General features: G+C 71.7%; 17 protein-coding genes. 5 read left to right on the top strand and 12 right to left on the bottom strand.

Annotated elements, in window-relative coordinates; genetic code table 11:
• The first annotated feature begins 94 nt into the window (after positions 1 to 94).
• On the top strand, positions 95 to 1636 hold the full coding sequence (locus tag ACZ4O3_RS21940) for a cytochrome P450 (protein WP_467723738.1): 1542 nt from the start codon (positions 95 to 97) through the stop codon (positions 1634 to 1636).
• On the opposite strand, the gene ACZ4O3_RS21935 is transcribed toward ACZ4O3_RS21940, so the two are convergent.
• Positions 1595 to 2437, bottom strand: coding sequence for a pentapeptide repeat-containing protein (locus ACZ4O3_RS21935; protein ID WP_467723736.1), 843 nt, complete (start codon positions 2435 to 2437; stop codon positions 1595 to 1597). The two genes, ACZ4O3_RS21940 and ACZ4O3_RS21935, sit on opposite strands and share 42 nt — an antisense overlap.
• A gap of 119 nt (positions 2438 to 2556) precedes the next feature.
• Between ACZ4O3_RS21935 and ACZ4O3_RS21930 the strand changes: the two genes are divergently transcribed.
• Positions 2557 to 3639: an aldo/keto reductase gene (locus tag ACZ4O3_RS21930; RefSeq protein WP_362727334.1), complete on the top strand. Its 1083-nt coding sequence runs from the start codon at positions 2557 to 2559 to the stop codon at positions 3637 to 3639.
• Positions 3640 to 3739: 100 nt separating this feature from the next.
• On the opposite strand, the gene ACZ4O3_RS21925 is transcribed toward ACZ4O3_RS21930, so the two are convergent.
• The 11 genes from ACZ4O3_RS21925 to ACZ4O3_RS21875 all read right to left on the bottom strand — a co-directional run bounded on the left by ACZ4O3_RS21925 (position 3740) and on the right by ACZ4O3_RS21875 (position 15310).
• Positions 3740 to 4411, bottom strand: a complete 672-nt coding sequence (locus ACZ4O3_RS21925) for a sigma factor-like helix-turn-helix DNA-binding protein (protein ID WP_467723734.1) — start codon at positions 4409 to 4411, stop codon at positions 3740 to 3742.
• Positions 4412 to 4452: 41 nt separating this feature from the next.
• Complete coding sequence (locus ACZ4O3_RS21920; protein ID WP_467724045.1) at positions 4453 to 5208, bottom strand: NAD(P)-dependent oxidoreductase; 756 nt, start codon at positions 5206 to 5208, stop codon at positions 4453 to 4455.
• A 91-nt stretch (positions 5209 to 5299) separates the two neighbouring features.
• Complete coding sequence (gene sigJ / locus ACZ4O3_RS21915) at positions 5300 to 6193, bottom strand: RNA polymerase sigma factor SigJ (RefSeq protein ID WP_467723732.1); 894 nt, start codon at positions 6191 to 6193, stop codon at positions 5300 to 5302.
• A gap of 126 nt (positions 6194 to 6319) precedes the next feature.
• Positions 6320 to 7621 (bottom strand): alpha/beta fold hydrolase, encoded by a 1302-nt coding sequence (locus ACZ4O3_RS21910; protein WP_467723730.1) that lies wholly within the window; start codon positions 7619 to 7621, stop codon positions 6320 to 6322.
• Between the two features lie 97 nt (positions 7622 to 7718).
• Positions 7719 to 8744 carry a LacI family DNA-binding transcriptional regulator gene (locus ACZ4O3_RS21905; RefSeq protein ID WP_385000347.1) on the bottom strand — a complete coding sequence of 342 codons (1026 nt, stop codon included), beginning with the start codon at positions 8742 to 8744 and terminating at the stop codon, positions 7719 to 7721.
• A gap of 101 nt (positions 8745 to 8845) precedes the next feature.
• Positions 8846 to 10183 carry a BNR repeat-containing protein gene (locus ACZ4O3_RS21900; RefSeq protein WP_467723728.1) on the bottom strand — a complete coding sequence of 446 codons (1338 nt, stop codon included), beginning with the start codon at positions 10181 to 10183 and terminating at the stop codon, positions 8846 to 8848.
• A gap of 32 nt (positions 10184 to 10215) precedes the next feature.
• Entirely contained in the window at positions 10216 to 10536 is a 321-nt protein-coding gene (locus ACZ4O3_RS21895; protein WP_362725173.1) for an L-rhamnose mutarotase, read from the bottom strand.
• A gap of 17 nt (positions 10537 to 10553) precedes the next feature.
• Positions 10554 to 11636 (bottom strand): rhamnose ABC transporter substrate-binding protein, encoded by a 1083-nt coding sequence (gene rhaS, locus ACZ4O3_RS21890; RefSeq protein ID WP_362725170.1) that lies wholly within the window; start codon positions 11634 to 11636, stop codon positions 10554 to 10556.
• A gap of 116 nt (positions 11637 to 11752) precedes the next feature.
• Positions 11753 to 12730 (bottom strand): ABC transporter permease, encoded by a 978-nt coding sequence (locus tag ACZ4O3_RS21885; protein WP_362725168.1) that lies wholly within the window; start codon positions 12728 to 12730, stop codon positions 11753 to 11755.
• Positions 12723 to 13796, bottom strand: coding sequence for an ABC transporter permease (locus ACZ4O3_RS21880; protein ID WP_362725164.1), 1074 nt, complete (start codon positions 13794 to 13796; stop codon positions 12723 to 12725). Before ACZ4O3_RS21880 ends, ACZ4O3_RS21885 begins: the two co-directional genes overlap by 8 nt.
• Entirely contained in the window at positions 13793 to 15310 is a 1518-nt protein-coding gene (locus tag ACZ4O3_RS21875; RefSeq protein ID WP_467723725.1) for a sugar ABC transporter ATP-binding protein, read from the bottom strand. Before ACZ4O3_RS21875 ends, ACZ4O3_RS21880 begins: the two co-directional genes overlap by 4 nt.
• Positions 15311 to 15567: 257 nt before the next feature.
• On the opposite strand from ACZ4O3_RS21875, the gene rhaI reads away from it, so the two are divergent.
• From rhaI to ACZ4O3_RS21860, 3 genes are all read left to right on the top strand, one after another.
• Entirely contained in the window at positions 15568 to 16737 is a 1170-nt protein-coding gene (rhaI, locus tag ACZ4O3_RS21870; protein WP_362728770.1) for an L-rhamnose isomerase, read from the top strand.
• Positions 16738 to 16881: 144 nt separating this feature from the next.
• Positions 16882 to 18921, top strand: a complete 2040-nt coding sequence (locus tag ACZ4O3_RS21865) for a bifunctional aldolase/short-chain dehydrogenase (protein WP_467723723.1) — start codon at positions 16882 to 16884, stop codon at positions 18919 to 18921.
• Positions 18918 to 20363, top strand: a complete 1446-nt coding sequence (locus ACZ4O3_RS21860; RefSeq protein WP_467723721.1) for a rhamnulokinase — start codon at positions 18918 to 18920, stop codon at positions 20361 to 20363. The genes ACZ4O3_RS21865 and ACZ4O3_RS21860 overlap by 4 nt, the downstream gene beginning before the upstream one ends.
• The last annotated feature ends 12 nt before the right edge of the window (positions 20364 to 20375 follow it).

The following is a 20375-nucleotide window of genomic DNA, read 5'->3' as shown; positions in this document are numbered from 1 at the left end:
TTGACGCGGGTTCAACAACGGGACGAGACTGAAACGCCTATTGAACTCACGTACAACTAGCTCAACCTGCCGCAGCACCGAGGGAGATCGCGTCATGGCGGAGACGGCCACGCAGACGGCGACGCGGGCGGACGGCCCGCTGCCGAAGGGGTTCCGGGGCGCCGAGCAGGGCTGGCCCGAACTGCACCGGATTCCGCACCCGCCGCACCGGCTGCCGCTCCTCGGTGACATCCTGGGCGTCGACCGGCGCACGCCGCTCCAGGACTCGATGCGCTTCGCCAGGCGGCTGGGCCCGATCTTCCGGCGCCGGGCCTTCGGCAACGAGTTCGTGTTCGTGTGGGGCGCCGAACCGGCCGCCGACATGGCCGACGAGTCACGGTTCGCCAAGCACGTGGGCCTGGGGGTCGCCAACCTGCGCCCGGTCGCCGGGGACGGCCTGTTCACGGCGTACAACCACGAGCCCAACTGGCAGCTGGCGCACGACGTCCTGGCCCCGGGTTTCAGCCGGGAGGCCATGGAGGGCTACCACGCGATGATGCTGTCGGTGGCCGGCCGCCTGACCGGCCACTGGGACCGGGAGCTGGCGGCCGGCCGCTGGGTCGACGTGCCCGGGGACATGACCAAGCTGACCCTGGAGACGATCGCCCGTACCGGGTTCGGACACGACTTCGGCTCCTTCGAGCGGGACCGGCCGCACCCCTTCGTGACCGCGATGATCGGCACACTCACCTACGCGCAGCGTCTGAACAGCGTGCCCTCGCCGTTGGCCCCGCTGCTGCTGCGGCGGGCCTCGCGGCGTAACGCGGCCGACATCGACCACCTCAACCGCACGGTCGACGGCCTGGTGGCCGAGCGCCGCGCGAAGGGACGCGCGGACGGTGACCTGCTGGACCGGATGCTGGAGACGGCCCACCCGGAGACCGGGGAGCGGCTGTCCGCGGAGAACGTACGCAGGCAGGTGATCACCTTCCTGGTGGCCGGCCACGAGACCACCTCGGGCGCGCTCTCCTTCGCCCTGCACTACCTCGCCCTGCACCCGGAGGTCGCCGCCAGGGCCGCCGCCGAGGTCGACCGCGTCTGGGGCGACACGCCCACACCGGACTACGACCAGGTCGCCAAACTCCGTTACGTCCGCCGGGTCCTCGACGAGTCGCTGCGGCTGTGGCCCACCGCCCCCGCCTTCGCCCGCGAGGCCCGCAAGGACACCGTGCTCGCCGGGGACCACCCGATGCGCCGGGGCGCCTGGGCCCTGGTCCTGACCCCGATGCTGCACCGGGACCCCGCGGTGTGGGGCCCGGACGCCGAGAGCTTCGACCCGGACCGCTTCGAGGCGAAGGCGGCGAGGGGCCGGGCCCCGCACACCTTCAAGCCGTTCGGCACGGGCGCCCGGGCCTGTATCGGCCGCCAGTTCGCCCTGCACGAGGCGACGCTGGTCCTCGGCCTGCTGCTGCGCCGCTACGACCTGAAGGCCGACCCCGGCTACCGGCTGCGGGTGACCGAGCGGCTGACACTGATGCCGGACGGACTGCGGCTGCGGCTGGAGCGGCGCCGTCCGGCCCCGGGGCCGGTGGACGCGCCGGACGACGCGCCCGCCTCAGCGGGCGGCGGCTGCCCAGTGCACGGGGCGGGTGACTGACGCCGGCAGCCGGGTGGCGGCACTCCCCCGGGCCGCGTCGAGCTGCGGCTGGGTCAGGAAGAACGCGCCCGTGAGATCCGCTCCGGTCAGATCGGCGTCGCGCAGGTCGGCGCCGATCAGATCGGTGTCCCGCAGATCCGCGCCGGTGAGGTCGGCGGCGATCAGCCAGGCCCCACGCAGGCTCGCGCCGCGCAGGCCGGCCCCCCGCAGCCGGGCACCGACCAGGTCCGCGTTCCGGCGGTCCTCGGCCCGGTCCGGTACACCCGCGCGGGCCAGCTCGCTGGTGCGCAGCAGCACGGTGTTCACCCGCCGCCGGTGGGCGGCCACGTCCAGGGCGGCGAGTTCCGCGGGCGTGCCGAGGGCGAGTTCCCCGGTGGTCTCCAGCAGCCGCCTCGACTCGGCGTGGACCGGGCGGGCGGCGGGCAGACCCAGCGTCTCCGTGAGGTACCAGAGCATTTCGTGCAGCTGCCGTACGACCGGGAAGACGTCGAACATCCGGCGGGCGTGGTCCTCGGTCCCGCTCCGCCAGTCCTGGCCGCCGAAGGTCACCTGCGAGACCCACTGCCCGGCGCCGAAGCAGTCGTAGACCGTGCAGCCGGTGAACCCCCGCTGGCGCAGGTCGGTGTGGATGCGGCAGCGGTTCTCGCCGCCGAGGTTCCGGCACGGCGTGCCGGCGGCCTTGCCGACCGCGAAGTCGGCCGAAGCGGTGAACGGCAGAGCGACGCAGCACAGACCGAAGCAGCGGGTACAGTCCGCGCGCAGCTCCAGCGGCCGGGCCCGTTCGGACGGGTGTTCTGGCATCCGTTCAGCCTACCGGCAGGATCGTGCAAGCCTTCGATGCGATCGTTCTAACGTTCCCGCAGCTCAGGCTGGTTTGCTCGAAGAGCCGGATTCCCCAACCAGCTTCCGCGGAGCATTTCATGGCACTCGACTCGTACATCGGTCTCGGCCGTTCCGGGCTCAAGGTGAGCCCCTTCTGCCTCGGCGCGATGAACTTCGGCGAGGACGGCGGCTTCGGCTGCTCGGTCGAGGAGTCGGAGAAGATCCTCCAGACCTATCTCGACCTCGGCGGCAACTTCGTCGACACCGCGAACTTCTACACCAACGGCCACTCGGAGGCGATCCTCGGCGACTTCCTCGCCGCCCGCCCCGGCCGACGCGACCGGCTGGTACTCGCCACCAAGTTCTTCGGCAACCTCCACCTCGGCGACCCCAACGGCGGCGGCGCGGGCCGCAAGGCCGTCGTCGGCCAGCTGGAGGACTCGCTGCGCCGGCTGCGCACCGACTACATCGACCTGTACTGGCTGCACAACCACGACCGGTCCACGCCCGTCGAGGAGACCCTGCGCACGCTCGACGACCTGGTGACGGCCGGCAAGATCCGGTACGTCGGTTTCTCGGACACCCCGGCCTGGTTCACGGCCAAGGCCCACACCATGGCCCTGCTGCGCGGCTGGACGCCGGTGACCGCGCTGCAGATGGAGTACTCACTGCTGGAGCGCACCATCGAGGGCGAGCTGATCCCGCTCGCCGAGGACGCCGGGATGGGCCTGCTGCCCTGGAGCCCGCTCAAGAGCGGCTTCCTGTCCGGGAAATACCGCCGCGCCGGGGCGGCGCCCACCGACACCAGGCGGGCCGCGGTCCTCGGGCAGCCCAGCGAGGCCCAGTTCACGGTGATCGAGGCACTCGCCGCCGTCGCCGCGGAGGCCGGCGCGAGCCCCGCTGCCGTGGCGCTGTCCTGGGTGCAGAGCCGCCCCGGCGTCACCTCCACCCTGATCGGCCCGCGCACGCTCGGCCACCTGGAGGCGAACGTCGCCGCCCTGGACGTACATCTGACACCGGAGCAGACGGCACGCCTGGACGAGGTCTCGGCCCCCGCCCTCAATTTCCCCTACGACCTGAACCGCCAGGTCGGCGCGATGCTCAAGTACGCGGGTGCCACGGTCGACGGCGAGCCGACCGCGGTCTACCCGCCCCTGCTGGAGAGCACCGCACGCTACTGAACCGGGTCCTCGTCAGGGTGTACGTGGGTGAGCTTGTCCGGGTTGGTGACCACGTAGACGCCGCAGACCCGGTCGCCGTCCGGCGTGAGATCCATGACCATCATGGCGTACGGGGAGTCACCCGTGAACGGCACCGCCGCGTCGTCGCCGTTGACGCGACGGTAGTGGACGTCCAGGTCCCCGGCACGCCGCCGCCGGTCCACACCGTCACGTGCGGGGCGAGGATCGCCATGAGCGCGCGGAGGTCCCCGCCCAGTGCGGCCGACACGAACCGCTCGGTCGCCTCCCGGCGGACCCGGGGGCGGGCACGGTAACGGGGGCGGCGGGCGTGGACATGGGCGTGGGCCCGGTGGGCGAGCTGGCGTACCGAGACGGGGCTGCGGTCGAGCATGCCGGCGATCTCGGTGTGGCGATGGCCGAACACCTCGTGGAGGACGAACACCGCCCGTTCCAGCGGGGTGAGGGTCTCCAGGACCACCGGCATCGCCAGGGAGACGCTCCCACAGGGGAGCGTCTGGTCACCGGTGTCGGCGACCAGGGGTTCGGCCGGCCAGGGACCGACGTACGTCTCCCGGCGCAGGGCGACGGCCTCCCGCCGGGCGAGCGCGTGGTTCACCGCGGTCCGGACCGGATAGGCGCGCGGATGACCGATCGCCGGCAAGGGCGTCCGGCTGTTCCTGCCGGACCAGGACAGCCAGGTCTCCTGGAGCACGTCCTCGGTGCCGGCGACGCTGCCGAAGCATGTTGTGGACGCCGGAGAACAGCAGCTCACGGTGGGCGACGAAGAGCCGGGGCGCGGCGTCCGACGGGCCGTCACGGTCCGGTGCCGCTCGGCCCGCCGCAGCGGTGGAGGCGGCCGGCTCGGTCGGGTCCGGGCTCATTTCCCGCCCCCGAAAGCCTCTTTGCGGATGACGTCGAGGAGGCTCGGAACGCCCTGTGAGTACGGACGTCGACGAAGGCGCGCACATGAAGATCGCCGACCGCCTCGCGCAGCAGCGCGCTGCCCAGATCCGCGCGGGAGGTGAACCGGCCGGGCAGGCGCGAGACGGCGAGCCGGCAGGGGCTGGCGGCGTCCGTGTCGAAGAGTCCGGCGAGGCGGACGACGGTCCACCGGAGATCGCCGTCCCGCACGATCTCCTCCATGTGCCGCATGTCCTCGTACCCGGTGCGCCCGACGGTGCCGGCGATGGCGGGTTCGAGCACCTTCCGGAAGAAGAAGGTCCTACCGGGTGCCGCCACGCCGAAGAGTACGGTCGAACTCACGCAGACCAGACGCCGGACGCCGTGTTCGGTCATGGCCTGCGCAATGCGGGTGACGCCCTCGGAGTACACGCTGACCGGCTTTCGGCCGTAGGGCACCCCGAGTGCCGAGATCACCGCGTCCTGTCCGGCGACGGCGCGTTCCCCCGCGACCGGGTCGAGGACGTCCGCGCCGGCCACCCGCAACCGCGCGTCGCCGAGCGGGAAATCCTCGAGGTGGCGGGTGACGGCGGTGACCGTGTGCCCTTCGGCGGACGCCCGTGCGGTGACCTGTCGGCCGGTCGGTCCGTTCGCCCCGGATACGACGATTTTCGCGTGGTCTTCCCCTCTCTGCGGTCTCCTGCCGGCTGAGAGGGGCCCGGCGGCGGGTGTGACATCCCGCCACCGGATGGGACGTGGATCACTCCTCCCGGGCGGGGAGGTCCAGGAGCGCGAGCCGATCAGGGTCGGCCAGGATGTACATCTCGGTGATCCGGCCGTCCACGACGGTGACCGCCGAGACCGACAACGGGCGGCCCTCGGGCATGGTGACCACGCCGACCGTGCCGTTGACGAGCACGAGCCGCGACCAGAGGGAGAACTGCCGGAAGGTGAACGCCCCTTCGGCCACCGACCGGGCTCCGCGCAGCACCTTGGAGGCGGCCGCGCCCTGGACCAGTGCGCCCGAGTCCACGCGCAGCACCACATCGGGGTGGAGGACCGCGAGCAGCGCCTCGAAGTCACCGCTGCGGGAGGCGGCGAGGAATGCCTCCAGCGCCTGGCGCTGCCGGACGGGATCGGGTTCGGCCGACGGGGCGGCCCCCTGAACCCGGCGGCGGGCCCGGCTGGCCAACTGCCGGGTCGCCGCCGCACCGCGTTCCACGATCGGCGCGATGTCGTCGAAGGGCACCGCGAACATGTCGTGCAGCACGAACGCCAGCCGCTCGTCGGGCTCCAGCGTCTCCAGGACGATCAGCAGGGCGATCCCCACGGAGTCGACCTCGACCGCCTCCCGCTCGGGGTCCACTTCCGACAGCGGCCTGACCAGCGGGTCCGGGACGAACGTCTCGTCGATCGGCTGCTCGCGGCGGGCCGTGCGGGAGCGCAGCATGTCGAGGCAGACCCGGCCGACCACCGTGGTCAGCCAGCCGCCGAGGTTCCGGATCTCGTCCGCGTCGGTGCGGCCGAGCTTGAGCCAGGCCTCCTGGACCGCGTCCTCCGCCTCGACGACCGAGCCGAGCATCCGGTAGGCCACCGCGCGCAGCCGGTCGCGGTGTTCCTGGAAGCGGCGGGCCAGCAGTTCCGTGTCGTTCATCCGGTCTCCCCGTTCGTCGGCCGGGGCGCCCGGTCACCGCCGGGCGCCCTCCCCGCACACCGTCTTACCAGGAGGTACGGACAGCGGGCGTCCGCTTTCCCCGTCCGCCTGCTCCGGCGGCGGGTGTCAGGCCTCGTCGCGGACGAGCGCGAGGAGCCGGTCGAGGACCCGCGGGGCGCCGGTGCGCAGTCCGTCGTGCTCGAACTCGTCGGTGACCCAGGTGCGCAGACCCCGCACGGCCCGTGCGGTCTCCAGCGAGTGCCCGGCGTCGACGTACATGTCGTCGTGGTACACGGCGGCGGCGACCGGCACCTCGTTGACGGCGAGCCGGGCCGGGTCGTACAGCGGCTGCCAGTCGGTGCGGGCGGCGAGCAGTTCGGCGGTCTCGCGCAGCGGGCGCAGGGACGGGTCGGTCTCGAACACCCAGGGGTGGACCGTCTCGCCGGTGAAGAGCACCGGCGCGTCGTCGGTGAGCGCCTTGGCCGCGTCGAACTGCGGGAACTCGGCGCGCACCCGCTCGGCCGCCCAGGCGGTGGGCCGGCTGTCCTGCCCGTAGACCGGCTCGTGGACGAGGGCGTACAGCGGGTTGCTCGCGTACGACAGCAGGGCCTGGGCCTGCTCCTGGAAGCTGTCGGACAGTTCATGGCCGGCCGGGGTGCGGACGAAGGCGTCCTCCAGCAGGAAGTGCAGGCGGTGGCTGCCGTCGCTCATGCCCAGCATCAGGCCGAGGGACTGGAAGGCCTCGACGGTGAGCCGGTAGCCGCCCGGCAGCACCACCGGGTGGTCGAGGAGGTGCCCGGCGATCCGCCGGACCCGCTCGACGTCCATCGGGTAGCGGTCGTAGTGCGCGGCGACCTTGCGTTCGATGCGCGGGTAGGCGGCCCGGTAGACGTCGTCGGCGTGTGCGTCCAGGGACGGCAGGCCTCCGGTGACGAGGGAGGTCCTCAGACCTTCCGGGAAGAACGACAGGTAGGTGACCGTGCAGAAGCCGCCGTAGCTCTGGCCGAGGGTGGTCCAGGGGGCGCCGCCGGTGACCTGCGGGCGGATCGCCTCGCAGTCCCGGACGATCGAGTCGGCGCGGAAGCGGGCGAGGTGGTCGGCCTGGGCGGCCGGGCCGCCGCGCAGGGGCAGCGTCTGCCGGCTGACCGGGGTGGAACGACCGGTGCCGCGCTGGTCGAGGAGGAGGACGCGGTACTCCCGCAGGGCCCGGTCGAGCCAGGCCTGCCGTCCGACGAAACGATTCGCCCCGAACCCCGGGCCGCCCTGCAGATAGAGCAGCCAGGGCAGCTCCTGGTCCGCCTTGTCGCTCGCGACCGCCTCCCGGGCGTACAGCTCGATGATCTCCCCGTCCGGATCAGCGTGGTCCAGGGGGACGGTGAAATGGCGGTCGGTGAGGACGACGCCGGGCTGGCGGTAGCTGAGGCTCAACGTTTCTCCCGTGACGGACGGATGGTCGCGACCCAGTTGAGCACATGTCCGGGGCCCCGCCGCGCCCGGGATCATGAAATCGTTACTGAATAGCCGATCAGCGGGCCACGAGGCTGGAACGGCGCACCACCAGTTCCGGCTGGAGCACCACCCTGCGGTGCTCGTGCGCCGCCCGCCCCTCGCGCTCCTCGGTCTCCTCCAGGAGCAGGTCGGCGGCCATGGCGCCCATGGTCACGGCCGGCTGGCGGACCGAGGTCAGCGGTACGGCGGCCGCGGCGGCGAACTCGATGTCGTCGTAGCCGACGATCGCCAGGTCGTCCGGGACGACCACCCCGGCCGCGTACAGGGCCTGCAGGACGCCGAGGGCGAGCAGGTCGTTGGCGCAGAACACGGCGGTGGGCCGGTCGGCGAGGCCGAGCAGCCGGGCTCCCGCGTCCCGGCCCGCCGCGACGTCCAGCCGCTCCGTCGGCAGCTCGCGCAGCGCGTCGGGCCCCAGGCCCGCCTCGGCGAGGGCGTTCAGCGCACCGGTGCGCCGGTCGCGGACCTGGTTGAGCCCGGGCGGCCCGCTGACGTAGGCGATGGACCGGTGCCCGGCGTCCACGAGGTGACGGACCGCGAGCGCGCCGCCCGCCACGTCGTCCACGCTGACCGAGCACTCGGTGGTGCCCTCCGCGACCCGGTCGACCAGGACGAAGGGGATGCCGTGCCGGCGGAAGGCCTCGATGTTGCGGCCGGTGGCGTCCGCCGGGGTGAGCAGGACGCCGCGCACCCGCTGTTCGGCGAAGAGCGCGAGGTAGTCGGCCTCCTCACCGGCGTTCTGGGCACTGTTGCAGACCATCACACCGAGCCCGGCGTCCCGCGCCGCCCGCTCGGCGCCCCGCGCCACGTCCACGAAGAAGGGGTTGCCCATGTCGAGCACGAGCAGGCCCATGATCCGGCTGCGGCCCGCGCGCAGCTGGCGCGCGGACTCGCTGCGGACGTAGCCGAGCCGGTCGATCGCCGACTGCACCCGCGCCCGCGTCTCACCGGCCACGGAGTCCGGGCGGTTGATGACGTTGGAGACCGTGCCCACCGAGACTCCGGCGGCGCGGGCGACGTCCTTGATACCCACCGACTGGGCCATCGGGCGAGACCTCCAGGGAACCGTGGACGGCACCTTCGCAGCGAGGAAGGGCGCATCCGGAAGGGCTTCACATTACGACATGACTCGCACACCGGCCCGGGTCAGGCGGGCAGCGCGAAGTCGACGACAGGGGGCGCCGAGGGGGTCCTGCCGCTCGACGTCTCCTGGTACATGAACGACAGCACGTGCTCCGACCCGGCCCGCATCTCGTCGATCACGACCTCGCCGAAGGCGTTCAGCCCGCCGCCGTCGTGGAGCAGGGCCCAGTCGGTGTGTCCGAAGGCGCTGGGCGCGCCGGCGATCCGGCCGCGGGGGAACACCGCGTAGGCGTTGTCGTACCTGTCCAGGACCGGCTTGGTGCGCTGGCTGGAGTTCAGGGCGACCGGGATCTCGGTCTTCTCCCAAATACCGGCGGAGTTCCTGCGGACGTTCAAGGCCCGTCCGTTCGCCGTGCGGTGGCCGGCATAGCCCGTGGTGCACCGGCCGAAGCGCCCGGGCACATAGCTGATGATCGCGTGCGGCAGACCCGCGGAATCGGTCCACTGGCTCTCCTGGTTCATCAGCGAGTGGTCCGGGCCGAGCGGGTCGACGACGAGACCCGGGTCGGTGACGGAGACGGTGTCCGCGGTGCCGGTGGTGGCGACCAGGGCACCGGCGTCGTTGCGCCAGGTTCGGCCGCGGTCGGTGGAGCAGACGTAGCAGGTGTCGTAATTGGTGATGCCGCCGCTGTCTTTCGTCACGGCGCCGCTCTGCTCCCGCCAGGTGAAGAAGGCGTGCAGCCGCCCGTGCACGTCGTAGTCGAGACCGTGCAGGTACATGTTCCGGGCGCTGGACGAGCCGTGCTCGCTCGTGTACGTCCCGTCGGAGGCGGTCCGCTCCCCCAGCACGCTCCAGCGCGAACCGTCGTGCTCGGCGAGCGCGTTGCGGCCGTTCCCGGAGATGCCCGTCCGACAGCTCAGTTGCAGCCTCCCCTCGGGCGTGGAGACGAACTGCGGGTAGGTGGACCGCGAGGCCGGCTCCACCCCGTCCAGCGACGTCTGTACGGCCCCGAGGAGGGCCGGGGTCCAGGGCGCGGACCCGGGGTCGTCCAGCAGCCCGGCCACCGACTTCATGCAGAAGAAGCCGTCGCTGTGGGAGTCCATGGTGATGTGGAGGCGGCCGACGACCCCGGAGAGACCCATGGAGATGACGTTGTGGGAGTCCTCGGCCTTCAGCCGGTGGGCGAGGGTGACGGTCGCCCAGCTGGACCCGCCCGGCGACCGGCGCCCGATCACCGCGGCGCCGGTCGCGGTGTACCAGCCGGCGTACTGGTAGCCCTGGTAGGTGAACAGGCCGTCCTTCTGGAAGGAGTTGTTGTTGACCAGGCCGTCGTAGGAGACGGAGTAGACGGCCTGGGCATCGAGTCGACTGCTGCCCGTCCTGGTGACGGAGGGTCTCATGAGCGGCTCCTGGGCGCGGGTGCGGATGCGGGTCAGGCGAGGTGGAACACTTCGGTGAGCGGTCTCATCGCCTCGTCGGGCCGGGTGCCGTCCGGCGCCTCGAAGAACGGCCCCATCTCGGCCTGCCAGCGGGCGTTGACCTCGGTGGCCGCCATGCCGGCACGGGCGGCCTCGAAGTCCTCCGTCTCCAGATAGCCCACCAGCAGACCGTCCTCGCGCAGGAAGAGCGAGTAGTTCCGCCAGCCGGTGGCGGAGAGCGCCTCGCGCATCCGCGGCCAGACGGCGGCATGGCGCTCGCGGTACTCGGCGACGCGGTCCTGCCGGACCTTGAGAAGGAAACACACCCGCTGCATCGGCACCCCTTGGTCGCCTAGAAGTCGAACTGGTCGATGTTCTTCGCGTCGAACACGGTCGGCTTGCCGAGGTTGATCACGCCGTCCTTGCCGATGGTGTACGTGGTGTCGCCGGCCTTGAAGGTCTCGCCCTCCTTGCCGGTGATCTGCCCGGAGGCCAGGGCGACGGCGGTGCGGGCGGCGAGGTCGCCGAGCTTGGCCGGGTCCCACAGCTCGAAGCCCTCGACGGTGCCGTTCTTGACGTACTGGCGCATGTCGTTGGGCGTGCCGAGCCCGGTCAGCTTGACCTTGCCCTTGTACTTGGAGCCGGACAGGTACTGGGCGGCCGCCTTGATGCCGACGGTGGTCGGGGAGATGATCCCCTTGAGGTCCGGGTACTGCTGGAGCAGGCCCTGGGTCTGCTGGAAGGACTGCTGGGCGTCGTCGTTGCCGTAGGCGACCTTGACCAGCTTGACGTTCTTGTACTTCGGGTCCTTCAGCTCCTCCTTCATGAAGCCGATCCAGGTGTTCTGGTTCGTCGCGGTCTGCGCGGCGGACAGGATCGCGATCTCGCCCTTGTACCCGATCTGCTCGGCGAGCAGCTGCACCTCGGTACGGCCGAGGTCCTCGGCGCTGGCCTGCGAGACGAAGGCGTTGCGGCAGCCGGCGTTGGTGTCCGAGTCGTAGGTGACGACCTTGATCCCGTTGCTCATGGCCTGCTTGAGCGCGGTGCACAGGGCGCCGGGGTCCTGGGCGGACACGGCCATGGCGTCGACCTGCTGCTGGGTGAGGGTGTTGACGTAGGAGACCTGCCCGGAGGTGTCGGTGGCACTGGAGGGCCCGACCTCCTTGTACGTGGATCCCAGTTCGGTGAGCGCCTTCTCGCCGCCCTTGTCGGCGGAGGTGAAGTAGGGGTTGTTGACCTGCTTGGGCAAAAAGCCGACGGTCAGCCCCTTCTTGAGGGCGGCGTTCGGATCGGCCTTGGCGGTGGAGGTGGCCGCCGCCGAATTGTCACTGCCGGAGTTGTCCTTGGTGGTGCCGCCGCAGGCGGTGGCGGCGAGAGCGAGGGAGGAGACGGCGGCGAGAGCGACACAGGCACGCCGAAGGGATGACTTACGCATGACGGTTCCTTTTTGAGTAACGGCTCCGGGAGCGCCCTCCGTTCGGGGGCGCCGGGGTCCCCCGGCCGAAGGCCGGGGGAGGAACTGCGCGGCCGGCGACACGCGGCCCGCAGCGATCAGACGGCCTTCGCGCCCCTGTGCCGAGCCAGCGAGATCTGCCGGGCGACCCGGGGCCCGAGCACCGACACGACGAGCAACACACCGGTCACGACGATCTGGGACTGCGCGGACACGTTCAGCAGGCTCATCACGTTCTGGAGCGCCCCGAGCAGGAACACCCCCGCGATCGCCCCGCCGAGCGTCCCCCGTCCCCCGTCGAAGTCGATGCCACCGAGCAACACCGCGGCCACCACGCTCAGTTCGAGCCCGGTCGCGTTGTCGTAGCGCGCACTCGCGTAGTGCAGCGCCCAGAAGATCCCGGTCAGGGAGGCCATCAGCCCGGTGGCGACGAACAGAATCAGCTTGTTCCGCTTCACCCGGATCCCCGCGAACCGCGCCGCCTCCTCGCTCGCCCCGGTGGCGAACAGCGACCGTCCGAACGGCGTGGCGTGCAGCACCACCACGGCGATCACGAGGAGTACCAGGAACGGCAGGAAGGCCCGCGGCAGGAACGAGCCGCCGAGCCGGCCCGCCGCGAAGTCGAGGTACTGGGTGGGGAAGTCGGTGACCGCGTCCGAGCCGAGGACGATCTGCGCGAGGCCCCGGTAGGCGGCGAGCGTCCCGATGGTGACGGCCAGCGACGGCAGGCCCAGCCGGGTCACCAGCAGTCCGTTGACCAGCCCGCAGGCCACGCCGAGCAGCAGGCACAGCGGAATGATCGTCTCGATCGCCATGCCCTCGTTCCAGAGCCTGCCCATGACCGCGCCCGAGAGACCGGCGGTCGAGGCGACCGACAGGTCGATCTCACCGGCGACCACCAGCAGCGTCATCGGCAGCGCGACCAGGGCGATCGGCAGCGTGTTGCCGATCAGGAACGACAGGTTGAGCGCGTTGCCGAAGCCGTCCACGAAGCCGAAGGAGAACAGCAGCAGGACGACCAGCAGGGCGCCGACGACGGTGTCCCAGCGAATCGCACGCGTCAAGGACTCAGGCATGGCTGGTGCTCTCCTTGCTGGTCGCGGTCCTCTTGAGGGCCGACTTCTTCTTCAGCGCGGCCGCCACCCGCAGTGCCACCACCCGGTCGACGGCGATGGCGAGCAGCAGCAGGAAGCCGTTGATGGCGAGCACCCACACGGAGCTGACCCCGAGGGCGGGGAGCACGCTGTTGACGGAGGTCAGCAGCAGTGCGCCCAGCGCGGCTCCGTACACGCTCCCGGAGCCGCCGGTGAAGACCACGCCGCCGACCACCACGGCGCTCACGACGGTGAGTTCGTAGCCGTTGCCGGTGCCGGAGTCGACGTTGCCGAAGCGGGCCAGGTACATGGCGCCGGCCAGCCCGGCGAGTCCGCCGCAGAAGGTGTAAGCGACCAGGATCCGCTTGCGCACCGGGATGCCGGCCAGCCGGGCGGCCTCCGGGTTGGAGCCGAGGGCGTACAGCTCCCGGCCGCTGCCGAAGTGTTTGAGGTAGTAGGCGGTGGCGACCAGGACGGCGAGCGCGATCAGCGCGAGCCAGGGGACGGCCGACAGCCCGCCCGAGCCGAAGTCGTTGAACCCGCCGGGGAGATCGGCGGCCGTGATCTGCCGGGAGCCGACCCAGATCGAGTCGACGCCCCGGATGATGTACAGCGTGCCGAGGGTGACGACCAGGGCGGGCACCTGGCCGAGGCTCACGAGGAGGCCGTTGAGCAGTCCGCAGCCGATGCCGAGCAGCACGGCCAGCACGATCGCGACGACCGTGCTGCCGCCGCCGTGCAGGTAGTCGCCGGCGGCGAAGGCGGTGATGCCGAGGGTGGAGCCGACGGACAGGTCGACGTTCCTGGTGATCACCACCAGGGACTGCCCGGTGGCGACCAGCACCAGGATGGTCGCGTTGAGCAGCAGGTCCTTGATGCCCTGCTGGGAGAGGAACTCGCTGTTGCCGGCCTGGGTGACGGCGATCATCACCAGGAAGACGACCAGGATGGCGAGTTCGCGCATCTTGAAGACACGGTCGACGAGCCGGGTCCCACTGGACTCGGGTGTCCCGGCGACGGAGGTCTGTTCGGAGGTGGTCACCGTCATGCGGCGGCCCTCCCGGTCGCTGCGGCCATCACGGTTTCCTCGGTGGCGTCGGAGCGCGGGATCTCGGCGGTGATCCGGCCCTCGTGCATCACCAGCACGCGGTCGGCCATGCCGAGGATCTCGGGCAGGTCGGAGGAGATCATCAGGACGGCGACCCCGTCGGCGGCCAGCTCGCCGAGGAGCCGGTGGACCTCGGCCTTCGTGCCGACGTCGATGCCGCGGGTCGGCTCGTCGACGATCAGCACCTTCGGTCCGGTCGCCAGCCACTTGGCGAGGACCACCTTCTGCTGGTTGCCGCCGGACAGGGTCGAGACCGCGTCGGCGATCCGGGCGTACTTCACCTGGAGCCTGACCGCCCAGTCCAGCGAGCGGCTGCGCTCGGCGCCCCGGTCCATGAGTCCGGCCCGGACGGTCGTACGCAGTCCGGTCAGGCCGATGTTGCGCTCGATGGACATGTCCATCACCAGGCCCTGGGCGCGCCGGTCCTCGGGGACCAGGGCGAGTCCGGCGGCCATCGCCGTGGACGGGGCGCCGTTGGTGAGCCTGCGGCCCCGCACCTCCACCTCGCCCGCGTCCCAGCGGTCGACGCCGAACACGGCGCGGGCGACCTCGGTGCGGCCGGCGCCGACCAGTCCGGCCAGCCCGACGATCTCGCCGGAGCGGACCTCGAAGGAGACGTCGGTGAAGACGCCCTCCCGGGTCAGCCGCCGCACCGAGAGGGCCACTTCACCCGCCGGTACGTCCTGCTTGGGGTACAGCTCGTCCAGGTCGCGGCCGACCATCCGGCGGACCAGGTCGTCCTCGGTCATGCCGTCGACGGGCTCGCTGGCGATCCGGGCGCCGTCCCGCAGGGTGGTGACCCGGCGGCAGATCTGGAAGATCTCCTCCAGCCGGTGCGAGATGAACAGCACGGCCGCGCCCTGGTCGCGCAGGGTGCGCACGACGCCGAAGAGGCGGGCGACCTCGCTGCCGGTGAGGGCCGCGGTCGGCTCGTCCATGATCAGGACCCGGGCGTCGAAGGAGAGCGCCTTGGCGATCTCCACGATCTGCTGGTCCGCGATCGACAGGCCGCGGGCCGGGCGGTCGGGGTCGAGGGCGACGCCGAGCCGCTTCATCAGGGCGGCCGTGGCCGCGCGGGTGGCCTTGTGGTCGATCCGGCCCAGCGCACGCCGGGGCTGACGGCCCATGAAGATGTTCTCGGCGATCGACAGGTCGGGGAAGAGGGTGGGTTCCTGGTAGATCACGGCGATGCCGGCGTCGCGGGCGTCGCCGGGGCCGTGGAAGACGACGGGCTCACCGTCGAGCAGCACCTGACCGGCGTCCGGTCGGTGCACACCGGCGAGGGTCTTGATCAGCGTCGACTTGCCCGCGCCGTTCTCCCCGGCGAGCGCGTGCACCTCGCCGGGAAACAGCTCCAGGGCGACGTCCCGCAGGGCGCGGACGGCGCCGAAGGACTTGGAGACGTCCTTCAGCGCCAGCACCGGGGACGGTCCCGTGTCGGACGGGTGGGTCATGGATGGCTCCTCGACGACACCCGCGAGGCGGTCGGCACCGACCCCACAGCGTCGTGAAAGGTTTCAACTGGAATGCCGGGACCGTAGGCACCACGGGCATGTCACGTCAATGGGTCCGTATTGAAAAAATTTCGATAGCCTAAGGTCACGGCTGAGTCACGGAAAACCAGGTTGGCCGGAGAGCTTGACACCCCTTCGGGGGGCTCATACTTTGCCGTTCTGAATCGTTTCACCGTTCATACTCCAGGAGCTCCCAAGTGACCGACCTCGCCGCGGTGAAGGCCGCGCTGAAGACCCAGGCCGTCGAGACGCCGTCATGGGCGTACGGAAACTCGGGGACCCGTTTCAAGGTGTTCGCCCAGCAGGGCGTGCCGCGCTCGGTGAAGGAGAAGCTGGACGACGCGGCGCAGGTCCACGCGGTGACCGGGGTCGCGCCGACGGTGGCGTTGCACATCCCCTGGGACAAGGCGGACGGCTCCGACGGGTACGCGGACCTGGCCGCACACGCCGAGAAGCGCGGGCTGAGGCTGGGAACGATCAACTCCAACACCTTCCAGGACGACGACTACAAGCTGGGCAGCATCTGCCACCCGGACGCGGCGGTGCGCCGCAAGGCCGTCCGTCATCTCCTGGAATGCGTCGACATCATGGACGCGACGGGGTCCCGCGATCTGAAGCTGTGGTTCGCGGACGGCACCAACTACCCCGGCCAGGACGACATCCGGGCCCGCCAGGACCGGCTGGCCGAAGGGCTGTCGGAGGTGTACGCGCGCCTCGGCGAGGGGCAGCGGATGCTGCTGGAGTACAAGCTGTTCGAGCCGTCCTTCTACACGACGGACGTGCCGGACTGGGGCACGGCCTACGCCCACTGTCTGAAGCTGGGACCCCAGGCCCAGGTCGTGGTCGACACCGGGCACCACGCGCCGGGCACCAACATCGAGTTCATCGTCGCCACGCTGCTGCGGGAGGAGAAGCTCGGGGGCTTCGACTTCAACTCGCGGTTCTACGCGGACGACGACCTCATGGTCGGGGCCGCCGATCCGTTCCAGCTGTTCCGGATCATGTGCGAGGTGGTGCGCGGGGGCGGGTTCACTTCCGAGGTGGCCTTCATGCTCGACCAGTGCCACAACATCGAGGCGAAGATCCCGGCGATCATCCGCTCGGTGATGAACGTGCAGGAGGCCACGGCGAAGGCGCTGCTGGTGGACCGGGGGGCGCTCGCCGCGGCGCAGGCGGCGGGGGATGTGCTCGGCGCCAACGCGGTGCTGATGGACGCGTACGACACGGACGTGCGGCCGTTGCTGCGGGAGGTGCGGGGCGAGATGGGGCTGGACCCCGAGCCGCTCGCCGCGTACCGCCGGTCCGGGTGGGCCGAGAGGATCGTCGCCGAGCGGGTGGGCGGCGAGCAGGCGGGGTGGGGCGCCTGACCCGTCCGCCGGGATCCGTGAGTCGCGGGGCTGCGGGTCCGTCGCGGCCGGTCGCGCAGTTGCTCCCCCGGCCTTCGGCCGGGGGTACCCCCAGCGCCCCTGGGGAAGTGCAGTCACCCTCGTTCGAGAAGTAAGGAATCTCCCATGTCCACCCATCCCGAGGCCGCCGCTCTCCTCGCCCGGTCCCATCGGCTCGGTGCCGATCCCCGGAACACCAACTACGCCGGCGGGAACACCTCCGCCAAGGGCACCGCCACCGATCCCGTCACCGGTGGTGACGTCGAGCTGATGTGGGTGAAGGGGTCCGGCGGGGATCTCGGCACCCTCACCGAACCGGGGCTGGCCGTGCTCCGGCTGGACCGGCTCCGGGCGCTTGCCGGTGTCTATCCGGGCGTCGAGCGCGAGGACGAGATGGCCGGTGCCTTCGACTACTGCCTGCACGGCAGGGGCGGCGCCGCCCCTTCCATCGACACCGCCATGCACGGGCTCGTGGACGCCCGGCACGTCGATCATCTGCACCCGGACTCCGGCATCGCGCTGGCGTGTGCCGCCGACGGGGAGAAGCTGACCGCCGAGTGTTTCGGGGACTCGGTGGTCTGGGTGCCGTGGCGGCGGCCGGGGTTCCAGCTGGGGCTGGACATCGCGGCCGTGAAGGCCGCCAACCCGCGGGCGGTCGGATGCGTTCTCGGCGGGCACGGGATCACCGCCTGGGGCGACACCTCCGAGGAGTGCGAGCGGAACTCGCTGTCCATCATCCGCACCGCCGAGGCCTTCCTCGCCGAGCGCGGCAGGGCCGAGCCGTTCGGGCCCGTCGTCGAGGGGTACGGCGCGCTGCCGGAGGCGCAGCGCCGGGAGCGGGCCGCCGCCCTCGCGCCGTACGTCCGTGCCGTCGCCTCCAAGGACCGGCCGCAGGTCGGGCACTTCACCGACTCCGACGTGGTCCTCGACTTCCTGGCCCGCGCCGAGCATCCGCGGCTGGCGGCGCTGGGGACCTCGTGCCCCGACCACTTCCTGCGGACCAAGGTACGGCCGCTCGTACTCGACCTGCCGCCGACCGCGTCCCTGGACGAGGCCGTCGCCCGGCTCGGCGAGCTGCACACGGCCTACCGGGAGGAGTACGCGGCCTACTACCGGCGGCACGCCCTGCCCGACTCCCCCGCCATGCGCGGCGCCGACCCGGCGATCGTGCTGGTGCCGGGCGTCGGCATGTTCAGCTTCGGCAAGGACAAGCAGACCGCCCGGGTCGCCGGCGAGTTCTACGTCAACGCGGTCAACGTGATGCGCGGCGCCGAGGCCGTGTCCTCGTACGCGCCGATCGAGGAGTCGGAGAAGTTCCGGATCGAGTACTGGGCGCTGGAGGAGGCCAAGCTCCGGCGGATGCCGAGGCCGAAGGCCCTGGCGACCCGGGTGGCGCTGGTGACGGGGGCCGGCAGCGGGATCGGCAGGGCGATCGCGCACCGGCTCGTCGCCGAGGGGGCCTGTGTCGTCGTGGCCGATCTCAATGCCGAGGGTGCCGCCGCCGTCGCGGCGGAGCTCGGCGGCCCCGACCAGGCGGTCGCCGTCACCGTCGACGTGACGGACGAGGAGCAGATCGCCGCCGCCTTCCGGGCCGCCGCGCTGGCCTTCGGCGGGGTAGACCTCGTCGTCAACAACGCGGGGATCTCCGTCTCCAAGCCCCTGCTGGAGACGACGGCGAAGGACTGGGACCTCCAGCACGACATCATGGCCCGCGGTTCCTTCCTGGTGTCACGGGAGGCGGCCCGGGTGATGACCGCCCAGGGGCTCGGTGGTGACATCGTCTACATCGCCTCCAAGAACGCCGTGTTCGCCGGGCCCAACAACATCGCCTACTCGGCCACCAAGGCGGACCAGGCCCATCAAGTGCGCTTGCTGGCAGCGGAGTTGGGTGAGCACGGGATCCGGGTCAACGGGGTCAACCCGGACGGTGTGGTGCGGGGGTCGGGCATCTTCGCCGGCGGGTGGGGGGCTCAGCGGGCCGCCGTGTACGGGGTGGAGGAGGCGAAGCTGGGCGAGTTCTACGCGCAGCGGACCATCCTCAAGCGCGAGGTGCTGCCCGAGCACGTGGCGAACGCCGTGTTCGCGCTGACGGGCGGGGAACTGACCCACACCACCGGGCTGCACGTGCCCGTCGACGCGGGTGTGGCGGCCGCCTTCCTGCGATGACCGGCCCGAGGACCTATGCCGCGGTCGACCTCGGCGCGTCCAGCGGTCGGGTCATGGTCGGCCGGGTGGGCCCTGACTCGCTGGAGCTGACCGAGGCGCACCGGTTCGCCAACCGGCCGGTGCGAGTGCCGGAGGGGCTGCGGTGGGACGTGCTCGCCCTGTACGCCGGCATGCTGGACGGGCTCAGGGCGGCGGGGCGGGTGGACTCCGTCGGGATCGACAGCTGGGCCGTGGACTACGGGCTGCTGGACGCCGACGGGGCGCTGCTCGGCAACCCGGTGCACTACCGGGACGCCCGCACGGAGGGAGTCGCCGAGCAGGTGTGGGCGACCCTGCCGGCGGCGGAGCTGTACGCCCGCACCGGCCTCCAGTACGCGCCCTTCAACACCCTCTACCAGCTGGTGGCGGCGCGCTCCGGTGCCCAGTTCGCCCGTGCCGGGCGCCTGTTGCTCATCCCCGACCTGCTGTCGTACTGGCTGACCGGCGAACAGGGCACCGAGCTGACCAACGCCTCCACCACCCAGCTGGTCGATCCTCGGACCCGTGACTGGTCCCACGAGGTGGCGGACCGGGTGGGGATCGACCTCGGGCTGTTCGCGCCGCTGCGGCGGCCCGGGGACAGCGCCGGTCTGCTGCGGCCCGAGGTCCTGGAGGAGACCGGGCTCGCCGGGCCGGTGCCGGTGACCACCGTCGGCTCGCACGACACCGCGTCGGCGGTGGCCGCGGTCCCGGCGGCCGGTGAGCGGTTCGCCTACATCTGCACCGGCACCTGGTCGCTGGCCGGACTCGAACTGGCCGCGCCCGTGCTGACCGAGGAGAGCCGCGCCGCCAACTTCACCAACGAGCTGGGGCTGGACGGCACGGTCCGCTACCTGCGGAACATCATGGGGCTGTGGCTGCTGCAGGAGTGCGTACGGGCCTGGGAAGAGCCGGATCTGGAGGGGCTGCTGCGGGAGGCGGCCACCGTGCCGGCGCTGCGCTCGGTGGTCGACGCCGGCGACGCGGCGTTCCTGGCACCCGGCCGGATGCCGGAGCGGATCGCCGAGGCGTGCCGGGCGTCCGGGCAGCCGGTGCCGCGGACTCAGGGTGAGATCACCCGGTGCATCCTCGACTCCCTGGCGCTCGCCCACCGCCGGGCGGTCGCGGAGGCCCAGCGGCTCGCCGACCACCCGGTGGACACGGTGTACGTGGTGGGCGGCGGCACCCGCAACGCGCTGCTCTGCCAGCTCACCGCCGACGCCTGCGGGCTGCCGGTGGTGGCGGGTCCCACGGAGGCGGCGGCTTTCGGGAACGTGCTGGTCCAGGCCCGCGCCCACGGTCTGGTCGGTGACCTGGCCGACATGCGGCGGCTGCTCAGGCGCACCCAGCCGCTGACCCGGTACGCGCCGCGCGGGGACACCGTCCGCTGGGCGGCGGCCCAGGCGCGACTCACCACGCGGTGAACCGGGACTCCC

The sequence above is a fragment of the Streptomyces sp. NPDC026515 genome (assembly GCF_055567595.1).
The sequence above is the reverse complement of the archived record's forward strand: the minus strand, read 5'-3'. Positions and strand labels throughout refer to the sequence as shown.

Excerpts from the sequence above, each read along its gene's own strand:
- ACZ4O3_RS21940 (WP_467723738.1), top strand. The coding sequence starts at position 95 with ATGGCGGAGACGGCCACGCAGACGGCGACGCGGGCGGACGGCCCGCTG.
- ACZ4O3_RS21935 (WP_467723736.1), bottom strand. The coding sequence starts at position 2,437 with ATGCCAGAACACCCGTCCGAACGGGCCCGGCCGCTGGAGCTGCGCGCG.
- ACZ4O3_RS21930 (WP_362727334.1), top strand. The coding sequence starts at position 2,557 with ATGGCACTCGACTCGTACATCGGTCTCGGCCGTTCCGGGCTCAAGGTG.
- sigJ (WP_467723732.1), bottom strand. The coding sequence starts at position 6,193 with ATGAACGACACGGAACTGCTGGCCCGCCGCTTCCAGGAACACCGCGAC.
- ACZ4O3_RS21905 (WP_385000347.1), bottom strand. The coding sequence starts at position 8,744 with ATGGCCCAGTCGGTGGGTATCAAGGACGTCGCCCGCGCCGCCGGAGTC.
- ACZ4O3_RS21900 (WP_467723728.1), bottom strand. The coding sequence starts at position 10,183 with ATGAGACCCTCCGTCACCAGGACGGGCAGCAGTCGACTCGATGCCCAG.
- ACZ4O3_RS21895 (WP_362725173.1), bottom strand. The coding sequence starts at position 10,536 with ATGCAGCGGGTGTGTTTCCTTCTCAAGGTCCGGCAGGACCGCGTCGCC.
- rhaS (WP_362725170.1), bottom strand. The coding sequence starts at position 11,636 with ATGCGTAAGTCATCCCTTCGGCGTGCCTGTGTCGCTCTCGCCGCCGTC.
- ACZ4O3_RS21885 (WP_362725168.1), bottom strand. The coding sequence starts at position 12,730 with ATGCCTGAGTCCTTGACGCGTGCGATTCGCTGGGACACCGTCGTCGGC.
- ACZ4O3_RS21880 (WP_362725164.1), bottom strand. The coding sequence starts at position 13,796 with ATGACGGTGACCACCTCCGAACAGACCTCCGTCGCCGGGACACCCGAG.
- ACZ4O3_RS21875 (WP_467723725.1), bottom strand. The coding sequence starts at position 15,310 with ATGACCCACCCGTCCGACACGGGACCGTCCCCGGTGCTGGCGCTGAAG.
- ACZ4O3_RS21865 (WP_467723723.1), top strand. The coding sequence starts at position 16,882 with ATGTCCACCCATCCCGAGGCCGCCGCTCTCCTCGCCCGGTCCCATCGG.
- ACZ4O3_RS21860 (WP_467723721.1), top strand. The coding sequence starts at position 18,918 with ATGACCGGCCCGAGGACCTATGCCGCGGTCGACCTCGGCGCGTCCAGC.